15 protein-coding genes and 1 tRNA gene are annotated in these 19,062 nt (G+C 66.8%); 9 read left to right on the plus strand and 7 right to left on the minus strand.

What is annotated here, in order from left to right:
- Positions 1-67: 67 nt before the first annotated feature.
- On the minus strand, positions 68-913 hold the full coding sequence (locus IY716_RS11910; protein WP_369699703.1) for an ABC transporter ATP-binding protein: 846 nt from the start codon (positions 911-913) through the stop codon (positions 68-70).
- Positions 914-947: 34 nt separating this feature from the next.
- Complete coding sequence (locus IY716_RS11915) at positions 948-1,892, minus strand: SDR family NAD(P)-dependent oxidoreductase (RefSeq protein ID WP_218221907.1); 945 nt, start codon at positions 1,890-1,892, stop codon at positions 948-950.
- A 129-nt stretch (positions 1,893-2,021) separates the two neighbouring features.
- Here IY716_RS11915 and IY716_RS11920 point away from each other — a divergent pair, with 129 nt between their 5' ends.
- The gene (locus IY716_RS11920) at positions 2,022-3,740 is read left to right on the plus strand and encodes an NAD(P)/FAD-dependent oxidoreductase (protein WP_218221908.1); all 1,719 of its coding nucleotides are present in this window, start codon (positions 2,022-2,024) and stop codon (positions 3,738-3,740) included.
- A 66-nt stretch (positions 3,741-3,806) separates the two neighbouring features.
- Here the strand turns inward: IY716_RS11920 and IY716_RS11925 are convergent, their stop codons facing one another.
- Together IY716_RS11925 and IY716_RS11930 are read right to left on the minus strand one after the other, a co-directional pair.
- A complete protein-coding gene (locus tag IY716_RS11925; RefSeq protein WP_218221909.1) occupies positions 3,807-4,592 on the minus strand; it encodes a nitrilase-related carbon-nitrogen hydrolase in 786 nt (261 codons plus the stop codon).
- 62 nt (positions 4,593-4,654) lie between these two features.
- Positions 4,655-6,529, minus strand: a complete 1,875-nt coding sequence (locus IY716_RS11930; protein ID WP_218221910.1) for a threonine/serine exporter ThrE family protein — start codon at positions 6,527-6,529, stop codon at positions 4,655-4,657.
- Positions 6,530-6,851: 322 nt separating this feature from the next.
- Here IY716_RS11930 and IY716_RS11935 point away from each other — a divergent pair, with 322 nt between their 5' ends.
- Together IY716_RS11935 and speB are read left to right on the plus strand one after the other, a co-directional pair.
- Positions 6,852-8,429: a BCCT family transporter gene (locus IY716_RS11935; protein WP_218221911.1), complete on the plus strand. Its 1,578-nt coding sequence runs from the start codon at positions 6,852-6,854 to the stop codon at positions 8,427-8,429.
- A complete protein-coding gene (gene speB / locus IY716_RS11940) occupies positions 8,426-9,406 on the plus strand; it encodes an agmatinase (RefSeq protein ID WP_218221912.1) in 981 nt (326 codons plus the stop codon). The genes IY716_RS11935 and speB overlap by 4 nt, the downstream gene beginning before the upstream one ends.
- A 7-nt stretch (positions 9,407-9,413) precedes the next feature.
- On the opposite strand, the gene IY716_RS11945 is transcribed toward speB, so the two are convergent.
- Positions 9,414-11,288 carry a phosphoenolpyruvate carboxykinase (GTP) gene (locus IY716_RS11945; RefSeq protein WP_218221913.1) on the minus strand — a complete coding sequence of 625 codons (1,875 nt, stop codon included), beginning with the start codon at positions 11,286-11,288 and terminating at the stop codon, positions 9,414-9,416.
- 311 nt (positions 11,289-11,599) lie between these two features.
- On the opposite strand from IY716_RS11945, the gene IY716_RS11950 reads away from it, so the two are divergent.
- Positions 11,600-11,673 (plus strand) — tRNA-Arg (locus IY716_RS11950).
- Between the two features lie 74 nt (positions 11,674-11,747).
- Here IY716_RS11950 and IY716_RS11955 read toward each other — a convergent pair.
- Together IY716_RS11955 and IY716_RS11960 are read right to left on the minus strand one after the other, a co-directional pair.
- Positions 11,748-12,803, minus strand: coding sequence for a universal stress protein (locus tag IY716_RS11955; protein ID WP_218221914.1), 1,056 nt, complete (start codon positions 12,801-12,803; stop codon positions 11,748-11,750).
- Positions 12,804-12,857: 54 nt separating this feature from the next.
- Positions 12,858-13,439: a TetR/AcrR family transcriptional regulator gene (locus tag IY716_RS11960; RefSeq protein ID WP_218221915.1), complete on the minus strand. Its 582-nt coding sequence runs from the start codon at positions 13,437-13,439 to the stop codon at positions 12,858-12,860.
- Between the two features lie 90 nt (positions 13,440-13,529).
- Here IY716_RS11960 and IY716_RS11965 point away from each other — a divergent pair, with 90 nt between their 5' ends.
- The 5 genes from IY716_RS11965 (at position 13,530) to IY716_RS11985 (ending at position 19,013) form a co-directional block, all read left to right on the plus strand.
- Positions 13,530-14,657 carry an MFS transporter gene (locus IY716_RS11965; RefSeq protein ID WP_255316757.1) on the plus strand — a complete coding sequence of 376 codons (1,128 nt, stop codon included), beginning with the start codon at positions 13,530-13,532 and terminating at the stop codon, positions 14,655-14,657.
- Positions 14,658-14,747: 90 nt separating this feature from the next.
- Positions 14,748-15,551 (plus strand): DeoR/GlpR family DNA-binding transcription regulator, encoded by an 804-nt coding sequence (locus tag IY716_RS11970; RefSeq protein WP_255316758.1) that lies wholly within the window; start codon positions 14,748-14,750, stop codon positions 15,549-15,551.
- Positions 15,548-16,693 carry a PfkB family carbohydrate kinase gene (locus IY716_RS11975; protein ID WP_218221916.1) on the plus strand — a complete coding sequence of 382 codons (1,146 nt, stop codon included), beginning with the start codon at positions 15,548-15,550 and terminating at the stop codon, positions 16,691-16,693. Before IY716_RS11970 ends, IY716_RS11975 begins: the two co-directional genes overlap by 4 nt.
- A complete protein-coding gene (locus IY716_RS11980) occupies positions 16,690-18,750 on the plus strand; it encodes a fructose-specific PTS transporter subunit EIIC (RefSeq protein WP_218221917.1) in 2,061 nt (686 codons plus the stop codon). The genes IY716_RS11975 and IY716_RS11980 overlap by 4 nt, the downstream gene beginning before the upstream one ends.
- Entirely contained in the window at positions 18,747-19,013 is a 267-nt protein-coding gene (locus tag IY716_RS11985; RefSeq protein ID WP_218221918.1) for an HPr family phosphocarrier protein, read from the plus strand. The genes IY716_RS11980 and IY716_RS11985 overlap by 4 nt, the downstream gene beginning before the upstream one ends.
- Positions 19,014-19,062: the final 49 nt, after the last annotated feature.

Here is a 19,062-nt window from a genome sequence, read left to right on the forward strand (position 1 = left end):
GGGTCGTCTCGACGCGAGGAAGGCAGGTCCGGGCCCGGAGGTGACGATCCAGGTTCCTCTGGGCGTCCTAGGCGGAGAGCAGAACCGGCTCTGCGGGCTGCTCCGCTGCGGAGCGTCGGCCGGCGCGCTGGGCACGCACGGCGAGTCCTCCAGTAGGAAGGGTCGCCACGTGGATGTTGACGCCGAACGTTGAGCTGAGCCGTTCGGCGGTCATCACCTCCGCCGGAGTTCCCGCGGCGGTGATCCGTCCTTCAGAGACCAAGATGACGCGATCTGCGATGTCTGCTGCCTGCTCCAGATCATGGAGCACCACCCCGATGGTCAGCCCATGGGTGTCGGCCAGCTCGCGGATGAGGTCCAGAAGACTCATCTGGTGCTTGAGATCCAGGAAGGTGGTGGGTTCATCGAGCAGCAGGACATCGGTCTCCTGCGCCAGGCAGGTGGCGAGCCAGACACGCTGGAGCTGTCCGCCGGAAAGTTCCGCCACGGGACGATGACGTAATTCTTCAAGTCCGGTGAGCAGGATGGCCCGCTCCACGGCCTCGACGCAGGCCTGATCGGTGCGCGCGAAGCGCTTCCGGTGCGGATGGCGCCCGAGCTCGACGACCTCGGTGACGGTCAGGCCGCCCGGGGTTGGACGCTGCTGGGCCAGGATGGTGAGCCGCTTGGCGAAAGCCCGTGGGGAAAGTGCAGTGCTGTCGGCGCCGTCCAGCATGACCTGCCCGGTTGTGTGTGCGAGCCGGCAGATGCCGCGCAGCAGAGTGGACTTGCCGCTGCCGTTGGGCCCGATCAGGGCGGTCACCCCACCAGGGAGCAGCTCGACATCCGCGTCGACCACCACCGGTGAGGATGATCCGTAGGAGACCGAGACGGACTCTGTTCGCAGCGTTGCGGGCTTCTGTTTGATTGGCACACCTGAATGTTAGCAAATTATTGGGAAGGTGAACCTAAGTCATTCGAAGAAGTTCGAGTGAGACGTCCCAGAGCCGTGTCGCGTTCTCGGAATCCAGCGCGTAGGGCCGCACTCCGTGGATGCCGTCGATGATCTCCGGGACAGGTTCCGCTTCCTGACAGTCCTCGAGGTACAGGCCCCCGAGGCCGGTCAGCAGCGGTGAGGCGGCGGCGAGAACGGGCGTCGCAGCGCCCTGGGCAGGCGTCTTCATCGCGATGTCGGACTCGGCCACATGCGCCTGGGTGTCGGCCAGCGCCTGCGGATCCCAGTGGCGCTGAAGGTTGGTCCAGATACCTCCCGGCATGACGGCGTTGGCTGTGATGCCCTCGGACGCCCACCGGCGTGAGGCCTCGACGGCGAAGAGCACATTCGCGGTCTTGGACTGCCCGTAGGCCAGACCCGCGTCATAGGGCCTGCGTTCGAAGAACAGGTCCTCGTAGACGATGTTCGACATCCCATGACCACTGGAGCTGACCGAGACGATCCTGGCGCCGCCCGCATCGACCAGCGCGGGATGCAGTCCCAGAGCCAGAGCGAAATGGCCGAGGTGATTGGTGGCGAACTGCAGCTCCCACCCCCGCGAGGTCCGCAGCTCCGGTGTCATCATGATGCCTGCATTGTTGACCAACAGGTGCAGCGGAGATGACCAGCTCTTCGTGAACGCCTCCACCGAGGCAAGGTCGGCGAGATCGAGGAATCTGACCTCCAAGGAAGCACCCGGGTCGGTGAGGGCCATGTCCTCGGCGGCGCGGCGTCCTGCCGCCACATCGCGCACCGCCAGCACTACATGGGCCCCCGCTCTGGCCAGTGCTCGTGCGGTCTCCACCCCGATTCCCGAGGACGCCCCAGTGACGACGGCTGAGCGGCCGCGCAGATCCACCCCCTCAAGAACCTCGGCGGCGGTGCTGGTCGCGGTGAACGGGGAGGTGAAGCGCGCCATGAGCAGGGGCCTTCCAGCGTGGAGGCAGATGAGTCTCTACCGTGCACGCAGATGCTGGAAGCACCCCGGGAGAGGATCGTTCAGCTCCGGGTCACATGTGCCGCCCTCTTGCACCCTAAGCTGATCCATATGACCGTCTCCAGCCCGTTGCCCGAGACCCCGGATCCGGCAGACGCCGCCCCGGGGGACGCCACGCTCACCATGCTGAATCCAGACTTCCCGTTCAGCTACGACCACTACCTCCAGCACCCGGCCGGACTGGGGTCGATCCCGGAGCATGCGCAGGGCACCGAGGTTGCGGTGATCGGGGCCGGACTGGCCGGCGTCGTCGCCGCCTATGAGCTCATGAAGCTGGGTCTGCGTCCGGTCATCTTCGAGGCCGGAGAGATCGGCGGTCGGCTGAAGACGCAGTCCTTCGCCGCCGCCCCTGGGGTGGTCGCGGATCTCGGCGGGATGCGGTTCCCCACCTCCGGCAAGGCGTTCTACCACTATGTGGATCTGCTCGGGCTGCCCACCCGCGAGTTCCCCAACCCGCTGACTCCGGCGGCCCCCTCGACGGTCATCGAGCTCAAGGGCGAGAAGTTCTACGCCGAGGATGCCTCGCATCTGCCGGCGTTCTTCGCGGAGGTGGCCGAAGCCTGGCAGCGTGCACTCACCGAAGAGGCGGAGCTGGAGGCCATCCAAGAGGCTATCCGCGAGCGCGATGTGGTGCGCCTGAAGCAGCTTTGGAACGGGCTCGTCGAACGCCTGGATGACGAGTCCTTCTACGGGTTCCTCTCCTCCAGCGAGGCCTTCAAGGAGCTGAGCTTCGAGCACCTGGAGGCCTTCGGGCAGGTCGGCTTCGGCAGCGGAGGCTGGGACACGGACTTCACAAACTCGATCCTGGAGGTCCTGCGGGTCGTCTTCACCGGCGCCGATGACCATCACCGCAGCATCACCGGCGGAGCGCAGCGGCTTCCCGTGGAGCTGTGGAAACACGCACCCCGGGACCTGCTGCACTGGGCTCCAGGGACCTCCCTGGAGTCCCTGCATGGAGGGGCCCCGCGCGGCGCGGTCTCCGGGATCCATCACGGCACCAATCCGGACCTTCCCGGCGGCGGGGTGCGCATCACCGAGACCTGGGGCCGCACCCAGGAGTTCGCCGCCGCCGTGGTGACCTGCCAGTCCTGGCTGCTCTCGGCGCGCATCGACACCGAAGAGGAGCTGTTCGCGCCGTCGATGTGGACCGCGATCGAGAAGAGCCACTACATGCTCTCCTCGAAGACTTTTGTGATGGTGGACCGCCCCTTCTGGCGCGATGTCGACCCGGAGACCGGGCGTCCGGTGATGTCCATGACGCTCACCGATCGGCTCCCCCGGGCCACCTATCTGCTTGACGAGGGCCCCGACGGTCCGGCCTCGATCCTGCTCAGCTACACCTGGAACGACGACGCCCTCAAGTGGCTCCCGCTCGACGCGGCCGAGCGCACCCGGCTGATGCTGCATTCGCTGAACAAGATCTACCCGGGGGTGGACATCGGCGCGCATATGATCGGTGCGCCCATCACGATCTCCTGGGAGGCGGACCCCAACTTCATGGGCGCCTTCAAGAACAACCTGCCGGGCCACTACCGCTACCAGGAGCGGCTCTTCGGGCACTTCATGCAGGACGCGCTGCCGGAGCATCAGCGCGGGGTCTTCCTCGCCGGGGATGACATCTCCTTCACCGCCGGATGGGCCGACGGCGCCGTGACCACTGCGCTGAACGCCGTCTGGGGCGTGATCCACCACCTGGGCGGAGCCTCCGACCCGCAGAATCCCGGACCGGGTGACCTCTGGGAGGACCTGGCCCCGGTGAAGCTGGACTGAGGACGCTGGAGCTCCGCTCGGCGCTCCTGCCGGGGGGCTCCGCTGGATGGTCTGATCCGGTCGGGGCTAGAGCCAGGCGCGGTGCAGGTCGGCTCGTCGGTCCTGCAGATACTCGGCGCCGCCGGACTCCTCCGCGGCTGCCGGCAGATCCACCACGAGCAGACCGGCCTCCGTCCCCAGTTCCCCCAGCCGCTGTCCCGAGGGCCCGACGACGACGCTGCGCCCATCGAAGTCCAGCTCGGCCTCTATGCCGCAGTGATTCGCGTACGCCAGCGAGATGCCGTTCTCGATCGCGCGCGCCGGCAGCAGAACTCCAGGGACCGAGGCCTCGTCCCCGGCCAGCGCGGTGGGCACCAGCACCAGCTCGGCCCCACGCACGGCAGCCGCACGCACCATTTCGGGGAACTCCACGTCATAGCAGACCAGCAGGCCCAGGTTGACTCCCCGGTAGCTCGTCACGCTCGGGGGCTGCTGTCCCGGTCGGAAGGCAGCTTTCTCCTCAGGCCCGTAGAGCTGGACCTTCTGATATTCCGCGAGGAGGGCGCCGCGCTCATCGGCGAGCGCAGCGGTGATGCCGCGCTCCTGGGGAGACTCTCGGCCAGGCAATGACCACACCATGGCGATCCCGCGGGCGCGGGCGATCTCCCGCAGGCGTGACCGCGCGTCGTCGACCGCTTCTGCGCTCACCTGTTTGCGGATCTGCGCCGGGACATAGCCGAAGGCGAACAGCTCCGGGGTCAGCAGCAGCTCCGCTCCGGCACTCACCGCCTGCACGGCGGCGGCATCGATCAGCGCCAGATTGTGCTCGAGCTCGAGCGGGCGGGCGGTGTCCTGCATCAGCGCGATTCGCATGCCCCTAGTATCTCCCCGGTGTCGGTGTGGGGCGGCGATCAGCGCGCTGCCCGCGAGGCGCCTCAGCGCCGCCGGCCCTTGGTGCGTTCATTGGATTGCAGCCGCTTGGTCAGCGGGCGCATCAGGACATCGCCCAGTACGATCCCGGCGGCGATCGCCATGATGATGATCAGCGCGTCGAAGATCTCGTAGAGCCCCGCGGTCCGGTTCACCGAGGACTGGCTGATCGCGATCTGGTACATCCCGCGAAAGACGATGAGCCCGGGAAGCATGAACATCATCGCGGGGACCGCCACCACCAGCTGTGGGGCGCGCAGCCGCAGCGCGACCACCCGGGCCAGCGCACCGACCACGGTGGCTCCCAGAATGGGGGTGAACCACCCGCCGAAGCCCATCATCTCGCCCGCATAGACCCCGCCGAATCCCAGCGCGGCGACCATGCCGGTGGGCAGCAGCAGACGGTAAGGGGACTGCTGCACCACCGCGGCCGTGATCGCAGTCAGGAACACCAGGGCGATGAGGACGCCGGGGTGGTAGATCCGCATGATCTCCCGAGTGACATCGAGCTCCGGGGCGCCGGCCCGGCCGGTGAGCACGACACCGACCATGATCCCGGCGGTCAGCCCGGAGAACGCGACCAGCGAGGAGACCAGACGGCCGGCCGCGGTGATCGGGAAGGCATTGATCGCATCTTGGATGGCCGAGACGATCCGCACGCTGGGCAGCAGGATCATCAGTCCACCGGCGACCACCATGGAGGTGGAGATCGGGGCGCCCAGGGTCAGCGCGCACAGCGCGACGGCGGTGACCAGGAAGCCACCGACGGCGAGGGTGAAGATCTCTGGGACGCGCCAGATGGTGAGCTGGCGGGTCACGGCGAGGACGAGCAGGGTGGCGATGAAACCGAAGGAGGCGTCCAGCAGCGGCGCACCGGTGTAGCTGGCGAAGAGCCCCGCGAAGAGCGCTCCTGCGAAGGCCACCACCCAGCGCGGATACGGTTTGGGGTCCCGCAGGATGTCCTGCAGGGTCTCTTCGGCCTCGGCGCGGGTGATGCGTCCGAACGCGATGTCGGTCACCAGGGTGTGCACCTCAGAGAGCGCACGGAAGTTCGCCGACCAGGAGCGCACCACGCGCACCCGCGAGTAGGGGATCTTCCCGGGAGGCGACCAGTTGAGGATGATGGACTGGTTGGTGATGTCCACGTCGGTGTTCTTCATCCCGAAGGCCGAGGTCACGGCGAGGATGGAGGTCTCCACTTCCAGCGCTCCGGCGCCATACCGGAACAGCGCCTCTCCGAGGTCCAGGACCAGGTTGATCGTGACGAGCTCATCGGCTTCCCCCGGTTCCTGGGCCTGGTGCGGGTTCTCGAAGGGAGTGCCGGAGAGCCAGTCCAGCGTCGACATCTGGCCCGTGGCCTGCGAGACGGGACGGATCAGCTTCTGCGCCAGCAGTCGAACAGACCCTCGGGTCGAGTCACCGCCACCGACGGCGGGCTGCTCGGGCAACGGGTGACGCGACGGTTCGCCGCTGTGCCGTTTGGTCGACCAGTCCTCAGTCGTGGCGTCGGGCGGAAAATATGTGGCGGTGGGAAAGAGCGGCGGCTCGCTGGCATCCTCAAAACGATAGGTCTCCGGCGGATCCGTTGACGCAGACTCGACCTCAGCATCCGGCCAGTCGTGCTGCGTCTCCTCCGCCGCAGACTGGTTCCAGGAGTCGATGACGTGCTGGGTCAGGGTCCTGGCGAAGCCCACCTCCTCCTCAGAATCCTCCGCGGGGCGGACGACCGGCAGGAGTATAGCCTCCTGGTCCTCGGGGTGGATCCGAGGATCTATCGCTGCTGCGGCGTGATCGGTCTCCTCCGCCGAGGGCTGGTGCGCGCCATCGTGACCCGACGGTGCGATTTCAGTCTCAGACTGGCGTGAATCCTGGGGCAGCATAGGGCCTCCGCGATATGGAGAATCTGGGAAGAACCGACGGGCGCGAGAGTGCCCAGTCGGCCGATGTAACAGTGGCGACCCAAAAGCGTGAAATGGGGCATCGCTGATGAATGCCCCACAAGAAGAACCCCGATCTTGCTCACAATTCTGTCACGAGCGAAGTCTCCGCAGGAAGAGCTGATCGAGCTGGCCGGGGCGTGTCTCTGCGCACCATGCGTCAGGAGAAGTCCGTATGCTTGATCCCGATGTTCTGGCACCCGCCTGCGCATACTCCGCGACGGGCCCTGGGCTCGGTTCGCCCAGCCAAGGACACGTGACACCCATGAGCAGGCAAGACCAGGGACCCGCAACAGCCCCGAGCAGCACCACCGTTGAGCAGAAGCCGAGCCTCGATCGCCCGGGGGCGGTCTTCTGCATCTCGGTCGCTGCTCTGTTGAGCTTCGTCGCGTGGGCGACGTTCGCCCCGGGCAGCCTCACCACAGTGATGACCGCGGCGTCGAACTGGTCTTCGCAGAACATCGGCTGGGCCTACCTGGTGGTCACCGCAGGCTGCATCGTGCTGATGGTCTATCTCGGCCTGAGCCGGTTCGGCAAGATCCGACTGGGCGCCGATGACGATCGCCCCGAGTTCAGCAACGTGTCCTGGATCGCCATGATCTGCGGCACCGTGATGGGGATCGGGCTCATCAGCTACGGTGCGGCCGAACCTATGACCCACTTCATGGTGCCGCCGCACGGACTCGCAGAGCCCGAGACGATGGATGCCGCCGTCACGGCGATGCAGTTCTCCTACTTCAACTGGGGGCCCAACGCCTGGGCGCTGTTCGGGGTCTTCGGCCTGGCCATCGCCTACTCCACCCATAGGCGCGGCAACACCGGACTGGTCTCCCCGATGCTGCGCCCGGTGCTGGGCCGGAGCATGGACGGATGGGCCGGACAGCTCATCGACATCTTCACCATCATCGCGACCCTGTTCGGCACCACCACTTCGTTGGGGCTGGGAGCGGCGCAGATCGCCGAAGGGGTCAACAGCCTCACCGGACTCCCCTCGGACCTGGTCGTCCAGGTCATCATCATCGCGGTGATCACGGTGATCTTCACGCTCTCGGCCATGTCGGGCGTGAGCCGGGGCATCAAATGGATCAGCAAGGTCACCATGCTCGCGGCCGCCGCGCTGGGCGTCTATGTGCTGCTCATCGGACCCACCAGCTTCATCAGCAATCTCTATTTCCGGTCGATGGGTCAGTTCATCGCGGAGTTCCCGATGGTCGCGCTGCTGACCCCGGGGATCCCGGAGGACCTGCAATGGATGCAGTGGTGGACCTACTTCATGATGGCCTGGTGGTTGAGCTGGGGCGCCTTCGTCGGAATCTTCCTGGCGAAGATCTCCAAGGGCCGCACCATCCGAGGATTCGTGCTGGCAGTGCTGGGCGTTCCGACCCTGGTCTTCAGTCTCTGGTTCACGATCTTCGGGGGCTCCGCGATCCACCTGGACATGGTCGGCGGGACCGACATCGGCGAAGCCACGCTCAACGACACCAACGTGACGTTCTTCGCCCTGCTCGGCGAACTGCCGCTGACCGCGATCACCTCCGTGCTCACCGTGATCATGGTGATCCTCTTCTTCGTCTCCAGCGCTGACTCCAACACCTTCGTGCTCAGCGTGCTCTCCTCCCACGGTTCCATGTACCCGGCCCGCCCGATGCTGGGCCTGTGGGGCCTGCTCACCGGCCTGTGCGCCATCGTGCTGCTGATCGCCGGCGGGCTGCAGGCTCTGCAGCAGACCGCGCTGCTCTCCGCTGTCCCGTTCACGGTCATCGTCACACTGTTGGGCATCTCCTTGGTCAAGGAGCTTCGCCGCGACGCCCGGCCGCTCTTGCGCAAGAATGGGCCACTATGAGCACCCACGACGCCTCCACCGATCGCCCCACCTCACCGGTGGGACCGCGCGACAGCTCCCGGACCCCTCGCTTCGCCGGGCCGGCGAGCTTCGCACTGCTTCCGCTGCTCGAGACGGTGGGCACAGCCGACATCGCAGTGGCCGGGGTGCCCTTCGACTCCGGGGTGAGCTATCGGCCCGGCGCCCGCTTCGGCCCCGCGCACGTGCGGGAGTCCTCGCGACTGCTGCGTCCCTACAACCCCGCCCAGGACATCGCGCCCTTCGCGGTCCAGCAGGTGGCCGACGCCGGGGACATCGTGGCCAATCCCTTTGACCTGGACGAGGCGATGGAGCAGGTGTATCAAGGCGCCGCGGAATTGCTCACGCGCGCGCCCAGGCTGGCGGTGATCGGTGGGGACCACACGATCGCCTACCCGCTGCTGCGCGCCGCGGCCGAGAAGCATGGCCCCGTGGCGGTCCTGCACGCCGACGCCCACCTGGACACGTGGGACACCTACTTCGGCGCCCCGCTGACCCATGGAACCCCGTTCCGGCGCGCCTCCGAGGACGGGTTCATCGACCTCACCGCGAGCGCCCACCTGGGGATCCGCGGTCCGCTCTACGGCAAGGGCGACCTCGACGATGACGCTCGGCTCGGTTTCCAGATCACCACCACCGAGTTCATCGAGGAACACGGGGTCTCCGCAGCGATCTCCCGGATGAAGCAGCGCCTGGCCGGCAAGCCGGTGTACATCTCAGTGGACATCGACGTGCTCGACCCCGCCCACGCCCCCGGCACGGGCACACCCGAGGCCGGTGGCCTGACGAGCCGCGAGCTGCTGCGGATCATCCGCGCGATGAGCGACCAGAACATCGTCGGGGTCGACGTCGTCGAGGTCGCACCGGCCTATGACCACGCGCAGCTCACGGGCATCGCCGCGGCCCACGTGCTCTACGAGCTCCTCTCGGCCATGGGTGCAGGACCGGCTTCAGGCTGAGACCCGCTCAGGACTGCAGACGACGGCGCAGCTCCTCGGTCTCGGCGGCGATGGACCTGGGCAGGGAATCGCCGAACTCGGCGAACCACTCGTCGATCCCCTCCAATTCGGTGAGCCACTCATCCCGGTAGACCGTGATCGAATCCTCGAGCTGCTCGGGGGTGATCTCCAGACCCGTGAGGTCCAGCCCGTCCATCCTGGGTGTGAAGCCGATGGGAGTCTCGACCGCGGCGCCGCCACCCTCCAGCCGTTCGGTGACCCATTTGAGCACCCGGGAGTTCTCCGCGAATCCCGGCCAGGCGATCTTGCCGTCTCGGCCCTTGCGGAACCAGTTCACCAGGAAGATCTCCGGCAGCTTCTCCGGATCGGCCTGACCGGAGACCTCCACCCAATGCTTGAGGTAGTCGCCGGCGTCGTACCCGATGAACGGAAGCATGGCCATCGGGTCCCGGCGCACAGTACCCACCTCCCCCTCGGCGGCCGCGGTGGTCTCGGAGGAGAGCGTGGCGCCGAAGAAGATGCCGTGGTTCCAGTCGCGCGCCTGAGTGACCAGCGGGACGGTGGTCTTGCGTCGGCCGCCGAAGAGGATCGCATCAAGCTTCACGCCGTTGGGCTCGAAGTACTCCTCGGCGAGCATGTCGGTCTGATCGATCGGAGTGCAGAAGCGCGCGTTCGGATGAGCCGCCGGCAGATCCGTCTCCGGGGTCCAGTCCTCCCCGCGCCAATCCGTCAGGTGCGCGGGAGGATCCTCGGTCATGCCTTCCCACCACACTCCCCCGTCGTCGGTGAGAGCACAGTTGGTGAAGACCGAGTTGCCCTTCGCGATCGCTCGCATGGCGTTGGCGTTGGTGTGCCACCCAGTGCCCGGGGCGACGCCGAAGTAACCCGATTCGGGGTTCACCACGCGGAGCTCTCCCCCGTGCCCCGGTCGGATCCAGGTGATGTCATCGCCCAGAGTCTCGGCCTTCCACCCCTCGAGGGTGGGGTCGATGAGCGCGAGGTTGGTCTTCCCGCAGGCTGAAGGGAAGGCGCCGGCGATGAAGTAGCTGCGATTCGCCGGACTGGTGAGCTTCAGAATGAGCATGTGCTCGGCGAGCCAGCCCTCATCCCTGGCCATCACCGAGGCGATGCGCAGCGCGTAGCACTTCTTGCCCAGCAGAGCGTTGCCGCCGTAGCCGGAGCCGTAGGACCAGATCTCCCGGCTCTCCGGGAAGTGCACGATGTACTTCTCCTCATTGCAGGGCCACGGAACATCGCGCTGACCGGGTTCCAGCGGCGCGCCCACCGAGTGCACGGCGGGCACGAAGAATGCATCGAGCTCCTCGATCTTGCGGAGCACTTCGGTGCCGATCCGAGCCATGATGCGCATGCTGGTCACCACGTAGGCGGAATCGGTGATCTCCACTCCGAACTTGGGGTCCTCCGCGTCGAGGTGACCCATCACGAAGGGAATCACGTACATCGTGCGGCCCCGCATGGCACCGGCAAAGATCCCCTGGAGCTTTTCGCGCATCTCCGCGGGGTCGACCCAGTTGTTGGTGAACCCGGCGTCGCGCTCCTTCTCGGAACAGATGAACGTGCGTGATTCCACGCGTGCCACATCGGCCGGATCGGAGAATGCCGCGAAGGAGTTCGGGAAGTCGGGGCTGGTCAGGCGGGTGAACGTGCCGGCTTCCACCAGTTGATCGGTGAGTCTGCGATGTTCTTCTTCGGAGCCGTCCACCCAGTGGATGCTCTCGGGCTGGGCTAGAGCTGCGATCTCCTCGACGAAGGTCAGCAGCGGGGTATGTGTCGTGGGGGCATCAGCCGTGTTCCCAGGACCTGTCGTCCTGGAATTCGTGGTCTGATTCGCACCGGGCGCCGTTGCAACGGTGTTGACCATTGTTTCCCTCCATTGGGTACAGGTTCGTACTGACCCCCTCCTGGTTGGCGAGACCAGGACCCAAGGACTGGAACCTGTGTGAGCGTTCCGGGTGCGCACAACACTGTGCGACACGCATCCCTGCATCCCCGTCAACACCGATGGGGACCAGCTGCACTCCACTGTAGCGTTCCCAGATGACGGGGCTGTAAAACACGACGACGCTGGGTTCCACCAAAACTTCGCGTGGAGCTGATTTGTCGGCCCCTGAGGTGCCGTGTATAGTCTTCTAGGTCGAGATCGCCGAGCGGTCGAAGACGAAAAGTGAAGATGCGCCTATAGCTCAGCTGGATAGAGCGTCGGTCTACGGAACCGAAGGTCAGGGGTTCGAATCCCTTTGGGCGCACCGAAGAACACAGCAAAGCGCCCTTCTGATCTGCAGATCAGGAGGGCGCTTTGCTGTGTGCGCCAAGGAGGGCCTCAGTGCTTGCGCGGCTTGTGTGTAGGGATCACCAGCACCGGACAGACGGCCCGGCTCAACACGGCTTGACTCACCGAACCCAGCAGGAGTCCGGCGAAACCTCCATGGCCCCGGGTACCGATCACCAGCAGCGTTGCGGTGCGGGAGGCCTCGGAGAGAACCCCCGCGGGGGATCCGTCGAAGAACTGCCAGCGCACGGCCACCGTCGGAGACTTCGCCGCCACCTCTTGGGTCATCGCCTCCAGGTGATCTGTGTAGCGGCGGCGCAGGTTCGGCAGTTCGAGGTTGTGCTCCACGGTATTGGGATACCAGTGACCCTGAGCGTTCAGCGGCGCCGCAGAGACCAGGGTCAGGGGACTCTTGGTCAGGGTCGCGGCGTCGGCCGCCAGGTGCACGACGTCGGCGGCGCGATCACCGACATCCACGCCGACGACGATCTCGGAATCGAAGTTCAGCTCGTCGGTCACATTGGCGAAGGACCGTCGTGAGTGCTCCCGGGAGACCGACTCCTCCATGAGCTCCACCGGCTCCTCATCCGCACCCTCCCCGCCGGGACGTTCCTGCTGAGGCGCCATGAGTTCGGATGGCGCACCGGCTTCCCATCGTTCCGGGACGACCAGGGTCGGGCAGTGGGCGTGGGCGACCAACTTGTTCGAAACGCTGCCCAGAAACCGTCCGGCAAACCGATTGCGGCCGCGCTTGCCGACCACGGCCACGCGAGCTTCGCGGCTCTCGTCGATCAAGGTACCGCCGGGATCTCCCTCGGCGGTGCGGGAGCTGACCTCGACCCCAGCCTCCGCGGCGCGGGCGAAGTACCTGTCGAGGATCTCCTGGACCGTGCCAGCGGCTTCACTGCGATAACGGTCCAATTGTCTGACGTAGTAGTCATCGGTCACCACCGGTCGAACGAAGGTGCCGACGAGACGCAGCGGCCACTGACGCTGCTTCGCGATCATCAGTCCCACTGTGAAGGCGCGCTCGCTGCCCGCCGACCCGTCAATGCCGACCAGCACGCCTGGGACGCGACCGCTGTCGGTTTCATGATGGTGAGCCATATCACAATATTACGCCCGTTGGTGACGGCTCGACAGAGTGCCGGGATGCCCTCTTCAGTGACTGGTGTGCGCCGCAATGGCCGCTGCCGCGAGCCTGCGACCACTGTCCACGGGCGCCGCCGGGTACTTGCGAAGGTAGCTGGCCAACGTGCCGCTGTATGCCAGAGCCACCTCTTCCGCCAGCGCCTGGGCATTCGCACCGGCAATCGGACCAGAGAGGTGCAGCAGACGCGAACTCAGCAGAGCTGTATGCGCCTCGAGCACCGCGCGCACCGCCGCCGGGCCCCGGTGCAATTCGTCCGCCGCCCCCAGAAACGCACACCACCCCTCGGGGTGACATGCGTCTTCACGGTAAGCCGCAACCGCGTCGAAGATCGCCAGCAGCCGAGCCTCGTCGGTGCCCGCGTCCACGACACATCGGTCCCAGACCACGCGCCAGTCTTCGAGGCGCACACGCAGGATCTCGGCGACCAGTCCATCCTTGCTGCCGAAGTGCGTGTAGAGCGTGGAGGCGGAGACCTCCGCGACGCGGAGCAGCTCGTCCACGGGAGTGGCCCTGATGCCGCGTTCGAACAGCACGCGATCTGCGGCCTCCAAGAGACGAGTCCGTGCAGGAGGCCTACTGACTGAAGTCATCGCCCCAGTGTAGGACTTCGATCGACGTAAACGTTTATTCTGGTGTAGCGTAACGAACGTTCTGTTTCTCGTAGACGGTGAGTTTGTTTGATGCGTCCCTATATCTTCAGCGCCATGGCGCTGATCGCCGCCACATACGGCTTGGCGAGATTCGGTTACGGCCTGTTTCTCCCGCGGTTCACCGAGACCTTCGAGATCGGGTCCGCGGCCTCGGGAGCCATCCAGGCGGGCAACTTCTTGGCGTTCTGCCTTGCTGCAGCGCTGGCGATCCGAATAGACATTCGTCCACGCCTGGTGGTCGTCTGCGCCGGCGCAACCGCCGCGGTCGGGGCCGCAGGCGTGGCAGCCTCACCAAACGTGGTGATCTTCGCCGCGAGCGTCGTACTCGCGGGGGCGGGCGCGGGCTTCGCGACCCCCGGCCTCGTCACCCTCACTGCGCGCAACGTTCCAGAGGACCGCCGCGAGAGGGCCCAGACGATCGTCAACGCCGGGACCGGTGCGGGCATCGTCGTCGCTGGGGCGCTGATGTTCCTGACCATGGGCCAATGGCGCCTCGGCTGGGTCGCCATGGCCATTCTGATAACCCTTGTCACCGTGGCGACGCTGCTCAGCGACGATGCACGCGAGGAGATTCATGCGCGGGAGACTGCATTGCAGCTCCGACGCAAAGTCCTGGCGCCCCTTGCCTGGCCTATCGTGGCGGCGATGCTGGCCGGGGCCTCCAGTGCCGCGATATGGACCTTTGGACGCGAGGTCATGGAGGAGGCCCGCCCCGGGGAAGAGTCATACTCCATCACTGCATGGATGGTCCTCGGAGCATTCGGGGTGCTGGGGGCCGCTGCCGGACGCATGGCACAGAAATGGACCCCCGAGTTTGCCTGGAACCTGACGGTGGTGCTCATGGCACTGTCCGCCGTCCTCCTAGTGTCGGCACCGGCCATGATGCTCCCTGCGTATACCGCCGCTGGCCTCTTTGGGGCAACCTATACGGCGATCTGCGGAATCCTCATCATCTGGTCCTCCCGAATCATCCCCGATCGAGCTTCAGTAGGCACCGCAATCCTCTTCATCGCACTGGCGGTCGGCCAGGCAGTCGGCGCCGTGGTCCTGGGGATCCTCATGGACCCCACTGCCCCGTTCCTCGCGTTTGCCACCGCAGGTGCACTGGGGCTTCTGGCGGTGGGTCCGGCCCTGAAGACTGCAGCCTCATTCCGATGATCCAGAACGGTTGCAAACACAGGTAAACACAGATAAAGTACGTGATAACCAACACAGCCGTGTTGTAGATCACGATCTGGGAGTCCACTGATGACACTGCTCGCACCGGAGCGTCACGAGCGGATCCTGGATCGCCTGCGCCGCACCGGCACGGTCACCGTCCAGGAGATCGCCCAGGACCTGAAGGTCACGAAGGAGACGGTTCGCCGCGACCTCGATCAGCTGGAGACCGCCGGCTCGCTCCAGCGGGTCCATGGGGGCGCCGTCGCCAGCTCGAGTCCTTCACGCCGGGAGACCTCGCTGCGCCAGCGGCAGAGCGAGCATTCGGCGCAGAAGCAGGCCATCGCCCGTGAGGCGCTGACCTTCGTGCCTTCCTCCCCCGAGGCCTCGCTGCTCCTCGATGCCGGCACCACTACGGAGGCACTCGCCGACCTGCTGGCCGCAGCCCCAGCCGGCGAGCATCACCACACGCGTTTTCTGACCACCAGCTCGGTGCCCATCGCCCAGAAGCTGGCCGAGATCGGTTCGCTCGATGTCGAGGTGCTCGGCGGCAAGGTCCGCGGGATCACCGGCGCCGTGGTCGGCGCTTCCGCCGTCGCGACGCTGGCCCGACGACAGGCCGACGTCGCATTCATCGGCACCAATGGAGTCGATGCCGGCTTCGGACTCTCCACTCCTGACACGGCCGAGGCTGCGGTGAAATCGGGCCTGGTCCGTGCCGCTCGTCAGGTCATTCTGCTGGCAGATTCGAGCAAGCTCGGACACCGCACACTCGTACAGTTCGCAACCCTGGAGGAGATCGATGTGTTGATCACCGATGCCGAGCCGCATGCCGAGCTCGCCCACGCCCTGGCCGACGCCGGTGTGCCCGTCATTGTGGCGGGCACCCAGTGATCGTCACCTTCACCCCCAACCCGAGCCTGGACAAGACGCTGGTGCTCGACGCTCCTCTGCGCCCCGGAGCCGTCCAGCGCGCCGTCGGACATTCCGCTGAACCGGGAGGTAAAGGAGTCAACATCTCTCGCGCACTCACGGCCGCCGGGGTCCCATCGATCGCTGTGCTTCCCGGTGACGCCGGGGATGCGGTGCTGCTGGCGCTGCAGGAGATCCAGGTTCCGGCCCGCGCCCTGCCGCTGGGAGCGCCGCTGCGCACCAACACCGCCATCACGGATCAGGCAGGCGTCACCACCAAGATCAACGAGCCCGGCCCAGAGTTCGACGCCGCGCTCACCGAGGCGCTGCTGCAGCTGCTGCTGGAGGCCTCCGCGGATGCCACCTGGGTAGCTCTGGCCGGATCGCTTCCACCGGGTGTCCCGGTGGACTTCTACGCGCAGGCGATCACAGCGCTGCGGGAGACCTTTGGGGAGCAGGCGCCGCTGATCGCGCTGGACACCTCGGGGGAGCCCCTCGCCGTTGCGCTGCCGGCCGCGCCTGATCTGATCAAGCCCAATGCCGAAGAACTCCTCGAGCTGCACGCAGCCATGGTGGGGGCCTCCGGCGACGCAATGGGCGACGACGCGGCGGACGGCGGCGGCTTGGGGGGCAGCCCGGGCTACGGCTCGGGCGACAGCTCGGGCGAGAGCTCCCGAGTCGACGAGCAGGCTCGGGCCGAGGCGCTGGAAGCCGATCCGATGCGCGCGGCGCAGATCGCCGTCGACCTGCAGAACCACGGAGCACGATCGGCCCTGATCACCCTTGGGGCCCACGGAGCGGTGCTCATCCGGCATCCGTCTGTGGAGAACTCGGCAGAATCCGCCGAGCCTGCGGTGGCGCTGCGCGCCTGGGGGCCACCGATCATCCTGCGCTCCACCGTGGGCGCGGGTGATGCCTCACTCGCCGGATTCCTCGCCTCGGCACAGTCCGGCAGCTCGCCCACAGAGTCCCTGAAGCACGCGATGGCCATGGGACGCGCCGCGGCAGAGCTGCCCGGTTCCATCATGCCCACACCCGACCAGCTCACGACCGAAAACCTCAGCACCGAACAGCTCATCCTCATCCCCCGAACAACCGCTACCTCGAATGTGGAGACATCATGAACACCATCATCACGCCGGAGCTGGTGAGCCTCGACCGGCTCACCGCCGGCAGCAAGCGCGAGGTCATAGATGCCCTCGCCGCGCTCGTCGGCTCCGCCGGACGCAGCGCCAATGTCCAGGGACTCGCCGCAGATGTGTGGGCGCGCGAGGAGACCTCCGAGACCGGCATGCCCGGTGGCATCGCGATTCCGCATTGCCGCACCGGAGCTGTCACTGAAGCCACCCTGGCCTTCGCCCGGCTCGCGGAGCCCGTGGACTTCGGCTCCTCTGACGGCCCTGCCGATCTGGTCTTCATGATCGCCGCACCCGATGGTGCGGACCAGGCGCACCTGAAGATCCTCTCCGCCCTGGCGACCTCGCTGATCAATGATGAGTTCCTCGCCGACCTGCGCGGAGCGGAGACCGAACAGCGCGTGGTGGACCTGGTCGCTGAGGCTGTGCAGCCGGCGCCGGTCACCGCCGGTGCCGGCGGCCCCGGCGCCAGCACCGGCTCCAGCACGGGTACGGCCACCCCGACTGCCGAGGCCACCTCCTCGACGACGACGGTGGGCCGCCTGGTCGCCGTGACGGCCTGTCCCACCGGCATCGCCCACACCTACATGGCTGCCGACTCGCTGAAGAAGGCCGCGAAGGAAGCCGGCGTGGAGATCCAGGTCGAGACCCAGGGCTCCTCCGGCGCGACCCCCTTGGGGGCGGAGACCATCGCAGCCGCGGACGCTGTCATTTTCGCCACCGACGTGGATGTGCGTGACCGTCACCGCTTCGCCGGCAAGCCGGTCATCGCCTCGCGCGTCAAGCGCGGCATCGACGAGCCGGACAAGATGATCGCCGAGGCGCTGGCCGCGGCCAAGGACCCGAACGCCGCCGTCGTGCCCTCCGGAGGCTCCGAGGATTCCGACGGACGCTCCGCCGCCGATGGCGAGCGCGAAGGCTTCGGTCGCAAGACGCAGCGGGTTCTGATGACCGGCGTCAGCTACATGATCCCGTTCGTCGCCGCAGGCGGTCTGCTCATCGCCCTAGGCTTCCTGCTCGGCGGGTACAACATCACCGAGGTCGCCAATGACGTGGCCCTCGGCAACTCCCTGTGGAACCTTCCCACTCCTGATCAGCTGCCCGAGGAGTTCCTCGGCTTCGGCGCCCTGGGCGGATACCTCGGAGCGGTCTTCTTCACCGTCGGTGGAGCCGCAATGGGCTTCCTGGTCCCCGCGCTGGCCGGCTACATCGCCTTCGGCATGGCCGATCGTCCCGGCATCGCCCCCGGTTTCACTGCCGGCGCGATCGCGCTGACCATGGACGCCGGATTCATCGGCGGCATCGTCGGCGGCGTGCTCGCCGGTGCCGTGGCGCTGTGGTTCCGCAAGCTCAGCGTCCCCCGCTGGCTCGCCGGCCTGATGCCCGTGGTGATCATCCCGCTGGTGGCCACACTCATCGCCGGTGGCCTGATGCTGCTGTTCCTCGGCGGTCCGATCGCCGGACTGACCTCGGCTCTGGAGACCTGGCTCAACGGCATGACCGGATCAGCCGCCATCGTCCTGGGCATCGTGCTGGGTCTGATGATGTGTGTCGATCTCGGCGGACCGGTCAACAAGGTCGCCTACTCCTTCGCGGTGGCCGGGCTCTCGGCCGCTGTGGCTGATGGCAACACGGGGCCGCTGATGATCATGGCCACGGTCATGGCCGCAGGCATGGTGCCGCCGCTGGGCATGGCGCTGGCCACATTCATCGACTCCCGCCTGTTCAGCCCGGCAGAGCGCGAGAACGGCAAGACCGCCGTGCTCCTCGGAGCCGCGTTCATCTCCGAGGGCGCCATCCCATTCGCTGCTGCCGATCCGCTGCGCGTGTTGCCAGCTTCGATGGTCGGCGGTGCCGTGACCGGTGCCATGACCATGGCCTTCGGAGTCACGTCCTATGCACCCCACGGCGGCGTCTTCGTCCCGTTCGCGATCGACAACTTCTGGTTGTTCCTGGTCGCGGTGCTGGTGGGCGCGGTGGTCACCGCACTTTCGGTGATCGCACTGAAGCGCTGGGCACGTAAGGGTGTAGCCTCTGCTGCATGATTGAGCGGACTGCGGTGATCGCCGCGGCGGCTGGGCTTCATGCCCGGCCCGCCGCGGCGTTCGCGTATGCAGCCGCGGCTCAGCCGGTCCTGGTGCGGATCGCACGGGCCGCCGCACCGGAGCATTCGGTCCAGGCCGACAGCCTGCTGGGCGTCATGAGCCTGGACGCCGCGCACGGCGAAGAGGTTGTGCTGCGCGCCCACGGTGCCCAGGCCGCGCAGGCGCTCGATGAGCTGGTGCGCGTGCTGGAATCACCCATCTGAGCCGGGCGGCAGGGCTCGTGGTCGGCGACTCCGGGAGCCCGGAATTGAG

Source organism: Nesterenkonia sp. Act20 (assembly GCF_019173455.1).
In the GTDB taxonomy this organism is placed as follows: Bacteria; Actinomycetota; Actinomycetes; order Actinomycetales; family Micrococcaceae; genus Nesterenkonia.

Excerpts from the sequence above, each read along its gene's own strand:
- IY716_RS11915 (WP_218221907.1), bottom strand. The coding sequence starts at position 1,892 with ATGGCGCGCTTCACCTCCCCGTTCACCGCGACCAGCACCGCCGCCGAG.
- IY716_RS11920 (WP_218221908.1), top strand. The coding sequence starts at position 2,022 with ATGACCGTCTCCAGCCCGTTGCCCGAGACCCCGGATCCGGCAGACGCC.
- IY716_RS11925 (WP_218221909.1), bottom strand. The coding sequence starts at position 4,592 with ATGCGAATCGCGCTGATGCAGGACACCGCCCGCCCGCTCGAGCTCGAG.
- IY716_RS11930 (WP_218221910.1), bottom strand. The coding sequence starts at position 6,529 with ATGCTGCCCCAGGATTCACGCCAGTCTGAGACTGAAATCGCACCGTCG.
- IY716_RS11935 (WP_218221911.1), top strand. The coding sequence starts at position 6,852 with ATGAGCAGGCAAGACCAGGGACCCGCAACAGCCCCGAGCAGCACCACC.
- speB (WP_218221912.1), top strand. The coding sequence starts at position 8,426 with ATGAGCACCCACGACGCCTCCACCGATCGCCCCACCTCACCGGTGGGA.
- IY716_RS11945 (WP_218221913.1), bottom strand. The coding sequence starts at position 11,288 with ATGGTCAACACCGTTGCAACGGCGCCCGGTGCGAATCAGACCACGAAT.
- IY716_RS11955 (WP_218221914.1), bottom strand. The coding sequence starts at position 12,803 with ATGGCTCACCATCATGAAACCGACAGCGGTCGCGTCCCAGGCGTGCTG.
- IY716_RS11960 (WP_218221915.1), bottom strand. The coding sequence starts at position 13,439 with ATGACTTCAGTCAGTAGGCCTCCTGCACGGACTCGTCTCTTGGAGGCC.
- IY716_RS11965 (WP_255316757.1), top strand. The coding sequence starts at position 13,530 with ATGCGTCCCTATATCTTCAGCGCCATGGCGCTGATCGCCGCCACATAC.
- IY716_RS11970 (WP_255316758.1), top strand. The coding sequence starts at position 14,748 with ATGACACTGCTCGCACCGGAGCGTCACGAGCGGATCCTGGATCGCCTG.
- IY716_RS11980 (WP_218221917.1), top strand. The coding sequence starts at position 16,690 with ATGAACACCATCATCACGCCGGAGCTGGTGAGCCTCGACCGGCTCACC.
- IY716_RS11985 (WP_218221918.1), top strand. The coding sequence starts at position 18,747 with ATGATTGAGCGGACTGCGGTGATCGCCGCGGCGGCTGGGCTTCATGCC.